At 27.0% G+C, this 16,240-nt stretch carries 18 protein-coding genes and 1 tRNA gene; 9 read left to right on the forward strand and 10 right to left on the reverse strand.

Translation table 11 applies throughout. The annotated features are described in order from the left end of the window. Position 1 precedes the first annotated feature (1 nt). Positions 2-394, forward strand: a complete 393-nt coding sequence (gene fliW / locus DB723_RS00885; protein ID WP_151551451.1) for a flagellar assembly protein FliW — start codon at positions 2-4, stop codon at positions 392-394. Positions 395-396: 2 nt separating this feature from the next. Beyond that, positions 397-642, forward strand: coding sequence for a carbon storage regulator CsrA (csrA, locus tag DB723_RS00890; RefSeq protein WP_151551452.1), 246 nt, complete (start codon positions 397-399; stop codon positions 640-642). Here the strand turns inward: csrA and tsaB are convergent. The 6 genes from tsaB to infC all read right to left on the reverse strand — a co-directional run bounded on the left by tsaB (position 626) and on the right by infC (position 3,310). Beyond that, entirely contained in the window at positions 626-1,279 is a 654-nt protein-coding gene (tsaB, locus tag DB723_RS00895; protein ID WP_151551454.1) for a tRNA (adenosine(37)-N6)-threonylcarbamoyltransferase complex dimerization subunit type 1 TsaB, read from the reverse strand. The two genes, csrA and tsaB, sit on opposite strands and share 17 nt — an antisense overlap. Further along, the gene (tsaE, locus tag DB723_RS00900) at positions 1,272-1,685 is read right to left on the reverse strand and encodes a tRNA (adenosine(37)-N6)-threonylcarbamoyltransferase complex ATPase subunit type 1 TsaE (protein ID WP_151551455.1); all 414 of its coding nucleotides are present in this window, start codon (positions 1,683-1,685) and stop codon (positions 1,272-1,274) included. Before tsaE ends, tsaB begins: the two co-directional genes overlap by 8 nt. Further along, positions 1,682-1,942, reverse strand: coding sequence for a hypothetical protein (locus DB723_RS00905; protein ID WP_151551457.1), 261 nt, complete (start codon positions 1,940-1,942; stop codon positions 1,682-1,684). Before DB723_RS00905 ends, tsaE begins: the two co-directional genes overlap by 4 nt. A gap of 212 nt (positions 1,943-2,154) precedes the next feature. Beyond that, a complete protein-coding gene (gene rplT / locus DB723_RS00910) occupies positions 2,155-2,502 on the reverse strand; it encodes a 50S ribosomal protein L20 (RefSeq protein ID WP_151551458.1) in 348 nt (115 codons plus the stop codon). Positions 2,503-2,523: 21 nt separating this feature from the next. Continuing rightward, the gene (gene rpmI / locus DB723_RS00915) at positions 2,524-2,727 is read right to left on the reverse strand and encodes a 50S ribosomal protein L35 (protein ID WP_151551460.1); all 204 of its coding nucleotides are present in this window, start codon (positions 2,725-2,727) and stop codon (positions 2,524-2,526) included. Between the two features lie 22 nt (positions 2,728-2,749). Further along, on the reverse strand, positions 2,750-3,310 hold the full coding sequence (gene infC, locus DB723_RS00920; protein ID WP_151551462.1) for a translation initiation factor IF-3: 561 nt from the start codon (positions 3,308-3,310) through the stop codon (positions 2,750-2,752). 181 nt (positions 3,311-3,491) lie between these two features. On the opposite strand from infC, the gene DB723_RS00925 reads away from it, so the two are divergent. Further along, positions 3,492-4,154, forward strand: coding sequence for a hypothetical protein (locus DB723_RS00925; RefSeq protein ID WP_188093256.1), 663 nt, complete (start codon positions 3,492-3,494; stop codon positions 4,152-4,154). Between the two features lies 1 nt (position 4,155). Then, a complete protein-coding gene (locus DB723_RS00930; protein WP_151551464.1) occupies positions 4,156-4,896 on the forward strand; it encodes a hypothetical protein in 741 nt (246 codons plus the stop codon). Between the two features lie 59 nt (positions 4,897-4,955). On the opposite strand, the gene DB723_RS00935 is transcribed toward DB723_RS00930, so the two are convergent. After that, positions 4,956-5,765: a TatD family hydrolase gene (locus DB723_RS00935; protein WP_151552910.1), complete on the reverse strand. Its 810-nt coding sequence runs from the start codon at positions 5,763-5,765 to the stop codon at positions 4,956-4,958. Continuing rightward, positions 5,765-6,904 (reverse strand): tetratricopeptide repeat protein, encoded by a 1,140-nt coding sequence (locus DB723_RS00940; protein ID WP_151551466.1) that lies wholly within the window; start codon positions 6,902-6,904, stop codon positions 5,765-5,767. Before DB723_RS00940 ends, DB723_RS00935 begins: the two co-directional genes overlap by 1 nt. 342 nt (positions 6,905-7,246) lie before the next feature. Here DB723_RS00940 and prfA point away from each other — a divergent pair, with 342 nt between their 5' ends. Genes prfA through DB723_RS00960 form a run of 4 tightly spaced genes read left to right on the forward strand, consistent with a single transcriptional unit; the run spans position 7,247 to position 13,409 of the window. Beyond that, complete coding sequence (prfA, locus tag DB723_RS00945) at positions 7,247-8,320, forward strand: peptide chain release factor 1 (RefSeq protein WP_151551468.1); 1,074 nt, start codon at positions 7,247-7,249, stop codon at positions 8,318-8,320. A 2-nt stretch (positions 8,321-8,322) separates the two neighbouring features. Further along, positions 8,323-9,156: a peptide chain release factor N(5)-glutamine methyltransferase gene (prmC, locus tag DB723_RS00950; RefSeq protein ID WP_151551470.1), complete on the forward strand. Its 834-nt coding sequence runs from the start codon at positions 8,323-8,325 to the stop codon at positions 9,154-9,156. Then, the gene (spoT, locus tag DB723_RS00955) at positions 9,140-11,143 is read left to right on the forward strand and encodes a guanosine-3',5'-bis(diphosphate) 3'-pyrophosphohydrolase (RefSeq protein ID WP_151551472.1); all 2,004 of its coding nucleotides are present in this window, start codon (positions 9,140-9,142) and stop codon (positions 11,141-11,143) included. Before prmC ends, spoT begins: the two co-directional genes overlap by 17 nt. Then, a complete protein-coding gene (locus DB723_RS00960) occupies positions 11,133-13,409 on the forward strand; it encodes a hypothetical protein (RefSeq protein ID WP_151551474.1) in 2,277 nt (758 codons plus the stop codon). The genes spoT and DB723_RS00960 overlap by 11 nt, the downstream gene beginning before the upstream one ends. Positions 13,410-13,412: 3 nt before the next feature. Here the strand turns inward: DB723_RS00960 and DB723_RS00965 are convergent, their stop codons facing one another. Together DB723_RS00965 and DB723_RS00970 are read right to left on the reverse strand one after the other, a co-directional pair. Continuing rightward, positions 13,413-14,498, reverse strand: coding sequence for a D-alanine--D-alanine ligase (locus DB723_RS00965; RefSeq protein WP_151551476.1), 1,086 nt, complete (start codon positions 14,496-14,498; stop codon positions 13,413-13,415). 1 nt (position 14,499) lies between these two features. Next, positions 14,500-16,023 (reverse strand): UDP-N-acetylmuramoyl-L-alanyl-D-glutamate--2,6-diaminopimelate ligase, encoded by a 1,524-nt coding sequence (locus tag DB723_RS00970; protein WP_151551478.1) that lies wholly within the window; start codon positions 16,021-16,023, stop codon positions 14,500-14,502. A 114-nt stretch (positions 16,024-16,137) separates the two neighbouring features. On the opposite strand from DB723_RS00970, the gene DB723_RS00975 reads away from it, so the two are divergent. Beyond that, a tRNA-Cys gene (locus tag DB723_RS00975) sits at positions 16,138-16,210 on the forward strand. Positions 16,211-16,240 lie beyond the last annotated feature (30 nt).

A 16,240-nucleotide genomic window follows, 5' to 3' on the forward strand; every position in this document is an offset into this window, starting at 1 on the left:
AATGATAAATGAAAAAAGTATAGGATTTGATTTCCCCGAAGGAATACTTGGATTTGAAAACATTAAAAAATTTACAATAAAAGACTCTAAATATAAGCCTTTTTCTATTATGCAATCCATTAATAAAGACGTGAGCTTTTTAGTGACATCTCCTTTTAATTTTTTAAGTGAATACTTACCAGATATCCAGGAAAAAGATTGGCTTGACATTAAAGCAAAAGAAGAAGATGAAAAAGTTATATTATGCATAATTAATATGCACGTTAATGATTATAAAGACATTACAGCTAACCTAAAAGCACCAATAATAATAAACAAAAAAAAATTACTTGGAAAGCAAGCCATATGCATAAATGAAAAATACTCGTTACACCATAAAGTTTTCAAGGAATAAAGATGCTAGTATTGTCAAGAAAGATAAATGAAAGTATTAAAATAAACTCTAACATTGAAGTTTTAATATTAGAGATAAAAAAGGATACTGTTAAAATAGCAATTAAGGCTCCTGCAAACATTAAAATATTTAGATCTGAAATTTATGAATTTATTATAGAAGAAAATAAAAAATCAATACTAAAAGACAAGCACAATATAAGCAAAATTAAAAAACTATTCAGTCATTATTTTAAGAATGAAAATTAACTTCCGCATCACTTTGCCTTATGTAAAGAGGCCCTGAAAAAATATTATCACTTTTACGATTTTTTAAATATTTAGCTATCCCAAGTTCTGTTAAAATTTTTCCAAATGAACTTAAATTTTCAATAATTTTAAATTTATAATTAAATTCTTTACAAACATCCTCAAGATTATTTCCAACAAGCACTGAATTTACATCAGCCCGATTTAGATATTCAAACAAATCTTCCTTGGATAAACATAAAATCTTCCCCGCCAATTCACAATTTTTATAATGCCCCAAAAAATATTTACCAGCAGTAAAAGTTAACACGATTGCGCTAGAATTGTTTTTAACCAAGTTTGCAAAAACATCTAATGTGGAAATATTAACAAAAGGAATACATAGACCCAAAGCAAGGCCTTTAACAAAACTTAAACTAATTCTAAGGCCAGTAAAAGAACCAGGTCCACAAGAATTTACAATTAATTTAATTTGATTAAGATCAATGTTATTTTTAATTACAAAATCATTAAAAATTTTTGGAATACTAAAATTAAAATTTGACTTAAGCTCAACCAATGAAAAATCCTTATTGTCAATAATACAATAAACTATTAATGCTTTATATGAATATTCAAACGCAAGCACATTAATCATTAAATTCTACAACCCTTCCCGAACCAACTATTTTAAAAGCCAAAGAAAATAATCTGTCTTTTGGAATAATGCTTAAAGCAATTTGTGGCCATTCAATAGCAATAATTGAGTCGCGATCCATAAGTATTTCCAATCCTCCAATAAGTTCAAATTCTTCTAAAGAAAAAACACGATATAGATCAATGTGATAAAACTTAAAATCTACAAAATCATAAACATTAACAATGTTGTAAGTTGGACTTGTAAAATAAGAAATACCAAGATTGAAAGCAAGCCCCTTTAAAAAACTAGTTTTTCCAGATCCCATATCACCACTTAAAACAAATATTTTACCAATTGGCAAAGGATAAAAAAAAGATTTGGAAAAATTTATCATTTTTTTTTCTGATTTAAATTCTAAAATCAAGGAAGCTTACCTTTAAATTCCAAATCAATTACATGCCTTTTAATTGCAACCATTAACTTTAAAACAGGATAATTTAAAAGATCTATAAAATCAATAGTAACATGCTTTTCTCCTAAGGGTGTTACCTCAATTATAAACTTTACTTTTTTGATTTCTAAGGTGCCATTATACCTATAAACAACATCAGCAAAATATACATTTCTATAATAAATAAAACTCTCTTGCTTTTCGATATTATTAAGAGAAATAAGCTGCACAGCAATATCCTTAAAATAAATTAAACTCCCAAAAAGCCAACATAAGAATATTTTTATTTAGCGCTATTTTTCAAGGCGGAATTTTTATTCTTAACCTCTGAGTTGCTTTTGGCTACCATTGACTAAAAATATTCAAATTCCTAAATTTAATGAGATGTCGCAAAAAAATAACTCTAATTCTTAAAATTGAACCTCCCAGGAGTTGTGATTTTTTATCTTCTTATCTCTAAAACAATTTTTTTAAAAGCTTCAACATCTTCAATCGCCAAATTAGACAAAATTTTTCTATTAATTTTTATATTAGACTTCAATAGTCCAGCAATAAATCTTGAATAACTAACCCCAGTATCACTTAAAGCAGCCGAAATTCTTGAAATCCATAATCGTCTAAAATTTCTTTTTCTAGCCTTTCTATCTCTTGTAGCATACATCATACCCTTTCTCAAGGTATCCTTAGCCTTTTTATAGTTACTCTTTTTTGTACCCCAAAAACCTTTTGTCTTTTTTAAAATTCTTTTACGCCTTGCAACGTGAACTGTGCCGCTTTTAGCTCTAGCCATACCTATCTCCTAAAAATTATTTTAACCATAAGGTAATAAAGTTTTTATTCTTTTAACTTCAAAACAAGAAAGATTGCCCAATTTCCTTAAATTTCTCTTACGCTTAGAAGATTTTTTTGTCAAAATATGCCTTAAATTTTGTTTTTTATACTTAACCTTCCCATTTACAGTAAAAGAATACCTTTTTTTTGCACTTTTGCGTGTTTTCATCTTATTACTTGCCATTTTATCCCCTTTAATTTAATATTTATTTTTTAAACTTAGGTGCTACAATCAAAAACATTGTTTTGCCTTCCATTTTAGCTGCAGATTCCAAAACGTAATTCACATCCCCTACTTTTTCAAGGATGTTATTTAAAATGCCATACCCTAAATATGTGTGAGCAAGTTCACGGCCTCTAAATCTTATTGTAACTTTAACCTTATTACCATCTTTGAGAAAACTTAAAATGTTTTTTGACTTAAAATCAAGGTCGTGAGCATCTATCTTGGGCTGCATTCTAACTTCCTTAAGCTTAATTACTTTTTGATTCTTTTTTTGCTCTTTCTGCCGCTTTTCTTGATGGAATTTATATTTCCCATAGTCAATAATCTTACAAACCGGGGGAGACACATTGGGAGAAACCTCGACCAAATCAAGTCCAGACTCTTTTGCTTTTTTAATAGCATCCTCAATAGGCAAAACCTCTTGTGTTCCATTTTCAAAAATAACTCTTACTTCACGAGCCTTAATTCTGTAATTAATCCTCAATTCCTTGTCATTTGATCTGGACCTATCCCTATCTCTATTGGCACTTCTATTTATCATCTAAAAAACATATACTCCTAAATCAATTAATAATCAATATTGATACTTAATTTTAATATACATTGACTAAAAAGTAAATTCTAAGCATAATGTTTGAAAAAGTAATAAATACCCAAAATCATACAAGTTTTTAGACAATCGATTGATTTAAAAAACATTTAAAAGTAGAATTGTACTTAGAATGAGTTTATTTTTATTAACAAGTCTGCCACTAATATTAAAAATTTATATGAATACTCAGTTAAGACAAAGTCAAACAAAAAATATTCAAGCCCACGCTTTAGTAATATTTTTTGCAATCACAATTTTTTGTTTTCTTTATTTAACTCAAGAATTTATTCTATACAGACTATTTGAATTAAATTACGCATCAAGAACAAGTCTGGGAATTTCAATATTTATCAAAGAACATCTATACTACTATATATTCCCACTATTAATATTTCTATTTTTTTTTACTCTAAATGAAAATTCTTCACTTGAAAAAAATTTAACAATTCTTATATATTTCGCATTTGGACTAATATTTTCTAAAAACCTAGAAATAATCATTCTAAATAGCAAAATTTTTGGAATCTATGAATACATCGAACTACCAATACTTAATGCAATGGAATTGATTTCTTCAGCAATAATCTTTAAGAAGAAAATTAAAAAATGCCAACAATACTCATTAAAAGAATATAAAATCATTCTTTCTCCTATTCTATTTTTAGGACTATTTATTGCCACTTTAAAAACATTAATTCTAACCAATATGCGCATCCATGCGTTCATAATATTTACATTAATTTTAATATTTATAGCATTTATAGCAATTAATAATAAGAATACGTGGGAATAAAATGCCTGACCCAAAAACGCTTATTATAATATTGCTCTTAGCAATCCTAACACAAGGATGTAAAAAATCTTCCATTATTGAAAAACAATTTAATTATGCAATAATTTTTTCAGATGCAACCGAATATTTTTTTGAAATTCAAAACACTCCATTCGTAAAAAATGAAATCCTATTCATAAATGATAAAAATTTAAAAATTATAAAAGACAAGCTTAAAACAATAAAAAAAATACTATTAACCCATAAATCAAATAATGAAATACTAAATAACGAAATTATAAAAGATAAAATTTTTTATCTGTCAAAAATAAAATTTTCTCTAAAAAAGTCTATTGATTTTCTGCTTAGCGGGGAATCAATAGACCTATCAAAAACATTACTATTTAGAGACAAATCCCTAAATAACGAAGATATTGAATACTTAGAAAAAAAAAGCAAAGAAAAAAATATTAATATTACCCTGATAAACGAAAAAAACATATCTTACATAAAAACATTCATCACTCCTCAAATCAAAACAATAATATTATTCTCTTTAAGAGATAATAATATTATTTTAAAAAAGATATCAAATTCGCCTTTTTTCAAAAATATAAAATTTGTATTGATTGGCAATACAAGAAAAGACTTAAAAATTATTAAGCTAAAATATTTAATCACTCTTAAAGAATCTGATTTGATAAAGATAGTTAAAGACGTTGAAAAAGATTTTCAATATGAATTTAACATTTATAAACAATAAAGGTGATTAAATTTGCAGCTAGTAATAAAACATTCCGACAAGTTGTTAAACTGCAAAATTTAATGCAACAATAAAAGATCTTTAAAACTATTGTATAAAGCAATAGCAATATCATTAGCAGAACAATTTTTGATCCTTGCAATCTCAAGACACACATATCCTAAAAACAAGGGTGAATTTATTTTACCTCTTAATGGAACTGGAGCTAAAAAGGGACTGTCTGTTTCTATTAAAAGATCGTTAATATTTAATTTGCCAACAAGAATCCTTAAAGCTTGAGCATTTTTAAAAGTTATATTGCCCGAAAAAGAAACTTTAAAGCCTAAATCAATAAATTTTTTAGCATGCTCATAGGTTCCCGAATAACAATGTAATATACCCCTATTTAAAAAATTTAAAGACCTTACAACATTATAGGCATCATCATAGGCATCTCTTATGTGTAAAATAACCGGCTTTTTATATCTATCAGCCAAATACAATTGCTCTTCAAAAACTTTAATTTGAAATTTCTTGTCATCTGATTTAAAATAATCAAGCCCTATCTCGCCAACAGCAACAACATTTTCACTAATCAAAATTTTTTCAAGGTGATTAATATCCTGTTTAAAATTATCGCTTAAATTTAAAGGATGAATGCCTGCTGTTAAAAATATATTAGAATAGGGGCTTAAAAGATTTTTTCTATTATCAAAATCGCTAGGATGCAAACCAATATCAAGAAAATAAGAAAAGCCGTTTTTAAAACATTCGTTAATAATATAATTGACATCCAAAGATCTTTTTTTTAATTCATAAAAATGAACATGGGTATCTATTAATTTATCAAAAAAAATAGATTTTTCAGTTTCAAGCAAGCAGTGGTTTATCATTGCATCTTTTTCCTAAGAGCCGCAAGGTAGTCAATAACAATAATATTTTTCATACCAAGATGTAAAAAGCTTGACAAAATATCAACAGCATTTCCAATCTGCCCTAATGCCTCATAACATTCAGCAGCACTAACGTACAATGCTGAATTTTTAGGATTATTCTTAATTAAACTTTTAATAGCTATTAGTGCTTCTTCATATTTACCTTGCTCCTTTTGAATAAGGGCAAGTCCAAGTATGGCAAACATATCAAAATCAACATCAAGAGCCTTTTTATAATAAATTTGAGAATTTTCATAATCATTTAAATAACGATAAGCATCCCCCACTCTTGTAAGAACCAAGTTATTTCTTGGATCTTTTTCAATAATATCAAACCAATATTTCAAAGCCTCTTTGTACTCCTTATTTCCCCTGTAACAATCAGCAAGTCCAAAAACAGCATAAAAATTACTAGGTGAAATCTCTAAAGCTTTTTTAAAAAAATAAATTCCTCTGGTAAATTCCTTTAACTTACGATAACAATTGCCAATTGAAGTTAATACTCTAACATCAACCTTGGATTGATTTAATTCATACATTTTAAGCCAATACTTTAAAGCCTCTTTATATTCTTTAAAATCGTAATACAAATGGCCAATACCTACAAGCGCATAATCATTCTCGGGCATTAATTCCATTACCTTAAGATAAGTTTGCTTGGATTTTTGAAAATTTTTTAGCTTCCTGTAAGATGCTGCAACTCTTGTTAAAACTGTTATATTCTCAGGATCATATTTTAAATATTCTTCCCATATATCTGTAGCTTTTTTATAATTATCTAAATTTCTGTAACAATCTCCAAGCCCAAAAAGAGCATAATTATTGTTTGGGTGCTTTACAAGACATCTTTGATAATAAACTATTGCTTTATCGTAATTATTCTTCTTCCTTTCAATGTCCCCAAGCCCAACAAGAGCATAATTATTTTCATTATCCTTTTCAAGGATATCAGAAAATAAACTTTCCGCTTCATCAAGTCTTTCTTCTTTGATTAACTGATATCCTCTTTTTGATTTTTCAGTGACATCAAGAAGTTGATCATCAGAAACACTTGAAAGATCTTCTAAATCATCTAAAATTTTTTCATTCAACATAAATACCCCTTTTAAATCGGTTTATCAAAGATATAACTTTAACTACCTTGAACACACCACAAATAAATAATACGCAAAGCTAAATTTTATATAAATACAACAAAACCTAATCTAACTTTAATATCCAACTTAATAACATTCATTATATAAAAAAACATTAAAAAAATATAATTGATTTTTTTACTCAAGCTTTATTCTTTTTTTTTTAGATAAAAGAAATTTTAAAAAAAGAATATTGAAATAAAACATAAAAGTAAACATTCTAACACGAAATTTATTAAAAGTCTAACAAAAAAATCTAAAATTAATATAAACTATTACTATCTTTCAGGAGAAATCATAATGTTTTTAGAAAAATTAAATTCAGCAACTAGCAAGATTAAGTCGATAGAAAATAAATTGCAAGACATAAATTTAATTAAAGATCAAAAAAAATATTCAAAAATAATAAAAGAATATACACATTTAGAAAAAATAAATGCTAAAAAAATTGAATACGAAAAAATACTAAGCCAAATCAATGAAAACAAAGCCATCTTGGAAAAAGAAGAGCAACAAGAAATGAAAGAGCTAATAAAACAAGAACTGATTGATCTAGATAAAAAAAAAGAAGATCTTGAACATCAAATAAAAATACTGCTTTTGCCTCAAGATGAAAATGATAGTAAAAATATAATAATTGAAATTAGGGCTGGAACAGGCGGAGAAGAAGCTGCCCTTTTTGCAAACAATCTTTATAGCATGTATATAAAATATTCAGAGAAAAAAAAATGGAAAACAGAAATTATAAACTTCAATGAAACAGAACTTGGGGGATTTAAAGAAATAATCTTTGAAATTAAAGGAAAAGATGTATTTAAAAAATTAAAATATGAAAGTGGTGTACACAGAGTTCAAAGAATACCTATAACAGAGTCTAATGGAAGACTCCAGACTTCAGCTGCTACTGTAGCAGTACTGCCCAACATTGAAGAAACAGAAATTGATATTAATGAAAAAGATTTAAGAATTGATGTTTACAGATCGTCTGGAGCTGGTGGGCAACACGTTAATACAACTGATTCTGCAGTAAGAATAACGCACCTGCCAACAGGAATTGTTGTACAGTGTCAAAACGAAAGAAGTCAACATAAAAACAAGGATCAAGCAATGAAAATATTAAGAGCAAGGCTTTATGAATTTGAAGACTCAAAAAAACAAGAACAAAGATCAAATAATAGAAAACAACAAGTCGGCTCAGGAGATAGATCTGAAAGAATTAGGACCTATAATTTCCCTCAAAATAGAATAACAGATCATAGAGCAAACATCACTCTTTACAAATTAGAAGAATTTATGCAAGGGGAACTTGATCCGCTTCTTGATCTCTTGATAATAGAGCTTCAAGAACAAATATTAAAAAATAATAATACATAGTAATGAATGTAAACGAAGCCATAAATTATGCTAAAAATAAAAATTTAGATACAATAGAGGCATTATTAACGCTTGAATTAATTTTAAAAACCAGAAAAGAATTAATAATTGCGAATATAAGAAAAAACTTAACTAAAAGAGAAAAAAAACTTTTTTTTGATAAAATAGACAAAATAGGAAAAGGAACCCCCATTCACTATATATTACAAAAGAAAGAATTTATGGGTATTGAATTTAGCCTAAACAAGCATGTATTAATCCCAAGATTTGACACAGAATGCTTGGCAGAAGAAGCCTTAATTCAAATTAAGCAAAATGGCTTTAAAAAAATATTAGACTTATGCTGCGGCAGCGGATGCATAGGGCTTTCGATTGCCTATTACATGAAGCAAAAAGTAATACTCTCAGATATTTCAGCAAAAGCTTTACAAATAGCTGCAATAAATACAAAAAAGCTCAAACTTGAAAAATTTGTAGAAATAATTCAATCTAATTTGTTAAAATGTATAAACGGAAGGCTTGATATAATTATTACAAATCCTCCTTATTTAAACAAAGAAGAATTAAAAATAAAAAAGAAAATAAAAAAAGAACCCGTAAAAGCTCTTTTAGGGTTTGGAAAAGATGGGCTTAATATTTCTAGAAAAATATTAAACCAGGCAAAAGCAAAACTTAACCCGAATGGAATCATAATAATAGAACTAGCTCCTTGGCAAATAAAAAGTTTGAAAGATTTTGCAATCAAAAAGGGATTTTCACATTTAAAAACAATTTATGACCTTGAAAAAAGAGCAAGAGCGCTGGTATTGGGACAAAAGCATGATACAAGCATATGAGATTGCACACTTAATAAAAATAAATGATCTTGAAAAAGCTAGAAATATTTTTAAAAAAACTGTTGAGAATACTTACAAAGATGAATTTGAGGTACAAAACATATTTAAAGCTCTAGAAATAGCAGAACAACTCCACTATGGCCAATACAGAGAAAGTGGAGAACCCTACATTATTCATCCAATAATGGTTGCATTATTTCTTGCTAAATTCCAACTAGATTTTAAAGCAACTATTGCTGGGCTACTGCATGACGTACTTGAAGATACAAATATTGAAAAAGAAGAAATAGTAAAAGAATTTGATGAGGAAATTTTAAGCTTAATCGACGGCGTAACCAAAATTCATGATTTACACAATAAAACAAGAAGCATAAAAGAAGCTAATACTATTTCAAAAATGTTTTTTGCAATGACACATGATATTAGAATAATAATAATAAAACTGGCAGATAAGCTTCATAATATGACAACTCTCTCTTATTTGCCCAAAAACAGACAAGATAGAATTGCAAAAGATTGTCTTTCAACTTATGTTCCAATAGCAGAGCGCCTTGGAATCTCATCTCTTAAAACATATCTTGAAGATCTTTCATTTAAGCATCTTTATCCTAAAGATTATAAAGAGATAAAAAATTTTTTATCTGAAACAAAAATAGAAAGGGAAAAAAAATTATATAAAGGCAAATTATCAATAGAAAAAGAACTTCAAAAAAGTGGGATTGAAGCAGAAATTACAGTAAGATCAAAACATTTTTATTCAATATTTAGAAAAATGCAAACAAGAACAAATAAGCTTACTCAAATTTTTGACACTCTAGGAATAAGAATAATTTGCAAAAAACAAAAAGAATGTTATGAAATATTAGAAATTGTTCACAGAGTATGGAAACCAATCCCAGGAAGACTTAAAGACTATATTGCAAGTCCAAAAGAAAATAAATATCAATCACTACACACCACTGTTAGAATCCCTGAGGATAATCAGCTTATTGAAATACAAATTCGAACAGAAGAAATGGACAGAATTGCTAATTACGGGGTTGCAGCACACTGGATATATAAAGAACAAATTGAACTTAAAACTGATGATCTTTCATTTATAAACCGAATAAAAAAATGGCAACAAGAATCAGCCAATAAGAGTCAATATTCAATGAATGATATACACAAAGAGCTACTAAATACATTCATATATGTTTACACTCCAGAAGGAGAAGTAGTAGAACTTCCTTTTGGATCAAATTCAATTGACTTTGCATACATAATCCACACAGATATTGGAGATCAAGCTCTTTATGCAAAAATAAATGGAAAAATAAGTTCAATCACAAAACCACTTAAAAACGAGCAAATTGTTGAAATATTTACATCAAAAGACTCAAAACCAGATGTAATATGGCTAAACAGTGTAAGAACAAAAAAAGCTCGTTCAAAAATTAGATCGTGGCTTAACAAAAATGACAACACAATTTTTGTAGACAACAATATTATTGCATATCTTGTTGGAGCAAACAAAGAGCAAAGAAAGCTTTTTAGCTTATTTAAATCTTATACCAAAACCAAAATAAAAAGAATCGCAATAGACCCTGAATGTAGTCCAACAACAGGCGAAGATATTATTGGAATAATACATAAAGATGAGATAATAGTGCACAATGAAAATTGTCAAAAACTTAAATCCTATAAACAAAATCAATTGATTGAAGTTGAGTGGGAAGCAACACCAACTAGAAAAGTACATCACATTATTTTGCTTTTAAAAGAATTAAAAGGAATATTTAGTTATCTTGAAAACATATTCACACTCAATGATGTAAGACTTATTAGCGAAAAAATAGAAGACTGTGGAAATGGGCACGGAATAACAAATATAATAGTTTCATCAAATACTAAAAATATAACAAAAATTATTTCTGCTTTAAAAGAAAACCCAAATATCTTACAAATAATGCAAATCGAAGAAGACATTAAAAATTATGAAAATTAAGATATTATTATCACTGATATCATTGTTATTAATTAACTCAATAATGACTCCTCCCATTGCACCAAATAAAATGGAAAAAAATGTATCCAATTCAAGCAATAAAATTGCAAACATAGAAACTGAAAAGAATATAAAAGCGCATATTAGAAAAATTAATCAACTAAACAAAAGACAAGAACAAATAATAAACACTTTTAATTATATAAAAAAATATTTCAATACGAAAGAAATTAAATATATGGAATATTCTTTACAAGAGATTGGATTTATTGGGTATTCACAAAAAATAATACATTCTAAAATCAAGGGTAAAAGTCTAGATATTTATAATCTAATCATTCCAATTAAAATACAAAATAATTTAAAAAATAATTTAGCAATTGGAATTGCTATCGAGCTTTTGAGCAAACTTAAAAACACTAACCCTGAAAACAACGTAAATTTTTTTTTTATTGAAGATGATTCTTTAGAGCAAAATACAATAATTAGTAGCAGAATTTTACTTAGCAACAATTATTTAGAGAAAAATACAAATACAATATACTTAATGCTAAACGAAAATAGAATAAAAAATAAAATTTTCTTAGAAAATGAATCTTTCATAACAAATTCAAAAACAAATTTGGGATTTTTAAAAGCTATTATAAAAACCTTTGAAAATAATAAGCTTGATTTTAATGCAACAAAAATAACTGAAAAAAAATTAAATAATTTATACAATTTATATTGGGATGAATCTATACCCCTTTTAGTAATAAATAATAATTTAAATCCCATATTAAATAAAAATAAAAATACTATTTATGAAATTTACAAATCAATCGAAGAAACATTAACCAATGAGTATAAAAGCAAAAATACTGATGAAATACACTATATTGTAATTAACACGCCTTTGAAGAAAATAATAATCAATGAAATTGCTTTAATAGCATTAATCTACATTTGCTATAACTTAATTATAATTATATTTATTAGAAAATTCAAAGAAGCTGGATTAGTCATGAAAAAAGTAAAAAATAACTACTACAAATTAGTGAGATTGTTTTTTACTTTATTTTTAAGCACATATTTATCCTTACTGCTTACAAATCAAATATTTGCAAACTATGAAAACATAACAGCTTACAGCACAATAAACTCTAAATATCTAATAAATTTTTTTACAACTTTACTCATATATAATCTTTTGTCTCTTTTTACATATAACTTCACAATATATTTAAATTACAGACAACTTAAATACCTGGCAATATCAACCTCTATTATTGAATTAATAATATTAATGTTTATTAAAATAGAATTTATTTTAATAATTATCATAAAAAGCATTCTATTTTTAATAAAGCCAAATAAAAATACTATTATTCAAAAAATAATAGTATTAATTATTTGGATAATCAATTTTGTATTGATAACATTAATACAAAATACTACATCAATCACAAATACACTTACACTAAGCTATCTAATATCAATTTGTCTTTTTTCTACAATATTTATTAATATTTCAGAATATTTAAAATCTAAACTCTCAAAAATTAAACAAAATTTTAAAAAAGCTGAAAAACTTGGTCTTGTAACTTTTTTCTTAATAATCACAATCATAATAACTAGCAATATTGATAAAGAAGAGCATCTGATACAAATAAAACAAACGGTTAGTTTTCCAGAAAAAAGAAATATAATAAAAATTGAATACCTAAAAAACAATAAACATCCTATCCAAATAATTTCAAATGACTTTAATCTAACTTTAAAGGCAAATGAAAAAACATTAAAAACTAGCATTAAAGCCGATGAAGAACTAATGAATATTGATTTTAAAAAAATAGATATAGCAGAAAGGGCTGTTTATAGTGTTGATTTGGTGACTCAAAGAATTGCAAATCAAATCGAATTACATTTTAAAAACGCATCTAAGCTAATAATTTATCAAAGCAATACTCCTTATAAAATATTGGCTAATAAAATTATCTTTTCACTCAAAAATATTAACTCTAAAAAAACAACAATTGTATTTACTCTTAAATCTCAAGACGACATAACATATGAAGCATTTGCGAATCTTCATATAAAAAAAAATCAAGTTAGAATTTATAATAAAGCCAATAATACAGAAGAAAAAAATATAAAAATAAATTACTCTTATAAAATAAAATATTCAGGAATATTGCCTAAAGCAGAAAAATATAAAAATCTTGAATACTTCAAGCTAAAAGATGATAAAGAGATTGAAAATCTAAAAAATTTAAAATTTAATTAATCTTCAATCTTCAAAATTGATTCTTTTTTTTCTATTAATGTAGCTTTGAAAAGCATAATCAATTAAATTATCTACCAAGTCTTTAAACTGAAGACCATCATGACTACACATTTTAGAAAACATAGATATATCAGTAAATCCAGGAATAGTATTTATTTCATTAAGATAAATTGTTCCTGATTTTTTTTCAACAAAAAAATCAATTCTTGCCATACCTCTGAGTTCTAAATTCTTATAAACAAGAAAGGCATATTCCTTAATACTTAACAACTGATTTGTCTCAAGATGAGCAGGAATATTAAAGACAATAGAATTTCCAGGAATAACAGAATATTTAGCATCATAATCATAAAATATAAAATCCTGAACAACAACTTCACCAGGAGAAAATATTTTCATCTTTTCATTACCAATAATAGAACATTCAATCTCTCTAGCCTCAATAAATTTCTCTATTACAATAGTAAGATCATACTTTAAAGCTTCATTAATAAAAGATTCAATCTGATTTTCACTGTAAGCTACATTTATTCCAATCGAAGACCCCAATACTGCGGGCTTAACAATAACAGGATAACCTAAAACTTCCTTTACGTTTCTTTTTACCTCTTCTTTATCTAAAAGATAATCATATTGTCTAAATCCAATAAAAGGCACTAAAGGAATATTAAAACTTTGAAGCAAAAGTTTACAAAAATATTTATTGCTAGAAATAGCACTCCCTATAATACCAGCACCAACACAAGGAATGTCCATAACCTTTAAAACCCCCTGAATAGCACCATCTTCACCAGTTCTACCATGAACAACGGGAAAAACAACATCGATCTCAAGATTTTTATTACTTGAAAAAATTCCAATACCTGGCAATAAATTAACAATAGGCAAAACATCTGTATTAATAAGCTCTGGCGGATCAGAAACAGAATCCAATAAATACCAAATACCGGTACACTTATCAATATAAACAGGATAAATATTGTATTTATTTAGATCTAAGAGAGCTAAATAAATACTATAAGCGGATTTGCAAGAAATTTCATGCTCAAAAGAAACACCGCCAAATATTAGCATAAGATTTTTTTTCAAATTACTTCTCCTTTGATTTTTCTAAGCTTAAAATAGCGTTTTTAACTACCTCTTTCTCATTCCAAAAAACTTCTCTATTTTTATAAATTATTGAGCATTCATGACCTTTGCCTAAAATTACAACCAAATCTCCTGCCTTTGCAAGGCTTATTGCCTTTTCAACAGCCTGCCTTCTATCGGGAATAAGAAATAAATCCTGGTTTATAAATTTATTCACAATTCCTTTTGAAATATCTTTAATTATGTCCATACTATTCTCACCTCTTGGATCCTCATCACAAAGTATTATTAAATCAGAATAAATATCTGAAATTTGTCCTTGCAAAAATCTTTTTGCAACATCTCTTTCTCCAGCAGAGCCAAAAACAGAAATTAATCTATTTGTAGTAAATCTTTTAAAAATAGGGAAAAGTTTAGAAAAAGCACCGGGAGTATGAGCATAATCAACTATTACAGAAAAACTTTGTCCTAAATTAATACTCTCCATACGTCCATCAAGACTTTTAATGCAATCAAGTTTATCAACAATGTCTTGAATATCGCTATTTAAAATTTGAGAAACCAAAATAAGAGCAGCCATTACATTCTCAACATTAAAACTCCCAAGCAAGCTAACATTAGCAAAATATTTAACCCCCTTGTGATAAAATTCAAATTTGGTAGAATCTGCGCCCTCATCAATAAAACTGACAAAAAAATCTGCTTTACTATTTTTTAAACTATAAGTAAAAGATTTTTTAATAGCATTCCTAAAGTTAGAAGAATAAAAGTCGTCAAGATTAATAACACCAAAGCCAGCATCGTCACTAACAGAGCTAAAAAGACCTAGCTTTACATTTAAATAATTTTGAATTGTGCCATGAAATTCAAGATGCTCATGTCCAATATTGGTAAAAACAGCTGCAAAATAATTAACATCAATAAGCCTTGCTGTTTCAAGGTCAAGCCCATGAGAAGTAGATTCAAGAATTGCATATTGAGCCCCATTTTTAACCATATTGCTTAAAAATGAATGAATTTCTGTAGACTCAGGGGTTGATTGTCTGTAAGGGTTTTTAATTAAATTCCCGCTTCCATCATCAAAAAATACTGTCGATATGAAACCAACTTTAACACTCCTTTTTTTTAAAAGCAGATATATATAGTAACAAACAGAACTTTTCCCGTCAGTACCAGTGACTCCAATAACTTTTAATTTTTTAGAAGGCTCATCATAAAAAATATTTGAAAAATTAGACATAAATTTTCTTATATTAAAATTATCCACCTTAATATAAGTAACATTAGGACTATAAAAATCAACATCTCGTGAGCATACAATAACATTGCTACCCTTTTGAATTGCAATTTCAATAAAATCATGCCCATCAAAATGAATTCCTGGAAGAGCAAAAAACACAAAACCAGGCGAAACTAATTTAGAACTGTAAGTAACTCCTGATATTTCTGAATCAAGAGAACCTCTTACATATTTTATTAAACCTTGATCCAATTTTAATAAAACGTCATTAAGTTTTTTATTCATACATTAAAATTTTACATAAAACTGATAAAAATAGCTAAGAAATTCGAAATTATGCTTCAATAGAAAATATATTTACAATTTTCTATTTTTTTAATAAACTAAGCAATGTTACAAGGCGCTGTACCCAAGTGGCTAAGGGAGAAGTCTGCAAAACTTTGATTCGCCGGTTCGATTCCGGTCAGCGCCTTCCAAGGTCAAGTCAAAAATATTTTTATTG

The sequence above is a fragment of the Borrelia maritima genome (assembly GCF_008931845.1).
Taxonomy (GTDB): domain Bacteria; phylum Spirochaetota; class Spirochaetia; order Borreliales; family Borreliaceae; genus Borreliella; species Borreliella maritima.

Coding starts and splice junctions, on each gene's coding strand:
- fliW (WP_151551451.1), top strand. CDS start 2: ATGATAAATGAAAAAAGTATAGGATTTGATTTCCCCGAAGGAATACTT.
- csrA (WP_151551452.1), top strand. CDS start 397: ATGCTAGTATTGTCAAGAAAGATAAATGAAAGTATTAAAATAAACTCT.
- tsaB (WP_151551454.1), bottom strand. CDS start 1,279: ATGATTAATGTGCTTGCGTTTGAATATTCATATAAAGCATTAATAGTT.
- rplT (WP_151551458.1), bottom strand. CDS start 2,502: ATGGCTAGAGCTAAAAGCGGCACAGTTCACGTTGCAAGGCGTAAAAGA.
- rpmI (WP_151551460.1), bottom strand. CDS start 2,727: ATGGCAAGTAATAAGATGAAAACACGCAAAAGTGCAAAAAAAAGGTAT.
- infC (WP_151551462.1), bottom strand. CDS start 3,310: ATGATAAATAGAAGTGCCAATAGAGATAGGGATAGGTCCAGATCAAAT.
- DB723_RS00925 (WP_188093256.1), top strand. CDS start 3,492: ATGAGTTTATTTTTATTAACAAGTCTGCCACTAATATTAAAAATTTAT.
- DB723_RS00930 (WP_151551464.1), top strand. CDS start 4,156: ATGCCTGACCCAAAAACGCTTATTATAATATTGCTCTTAGCAATCCTA.
- DB723_RS00940 (WP_151551466.1), bottom strand. CDS start 6,904: ATGTTGAATGAAAAAATTTTAGATGATTTAGAAGATCTTTCAAGTGTT.
- prfA (WP_151551468.1), top strand. CDS start 7,247: ATGTTTTTAGAAAAATTAAATTCAGCAACTAGCAAGATTAAGTCGATA.
- prmC (WP_151551470.1), top strand. CDS start 8,323: ATGAATGTAAACGAAGCCATAAATTATGCTAAAAATAAAAATTTAGAT.
- spoT (WP_151551472.1), top strand. CDS start 9,140: ATGATACAAGCATATGAGATTGCACACTTAATAAAAATAAATGATCTT.
- DB723_RS00960 (WP_151551474.1), top strand. CDS start 11,133: ATGAAAATTAAGATATTATTATCACTGATATCATTGTTATTAATTAAC.
- DB723_RS00970 (WP_151551478.1), bottom strand. CDS start 16,023: ATGAATAAAAAACTTAATGACGTTTTATTAAAATTGGATCAAGGTTTA.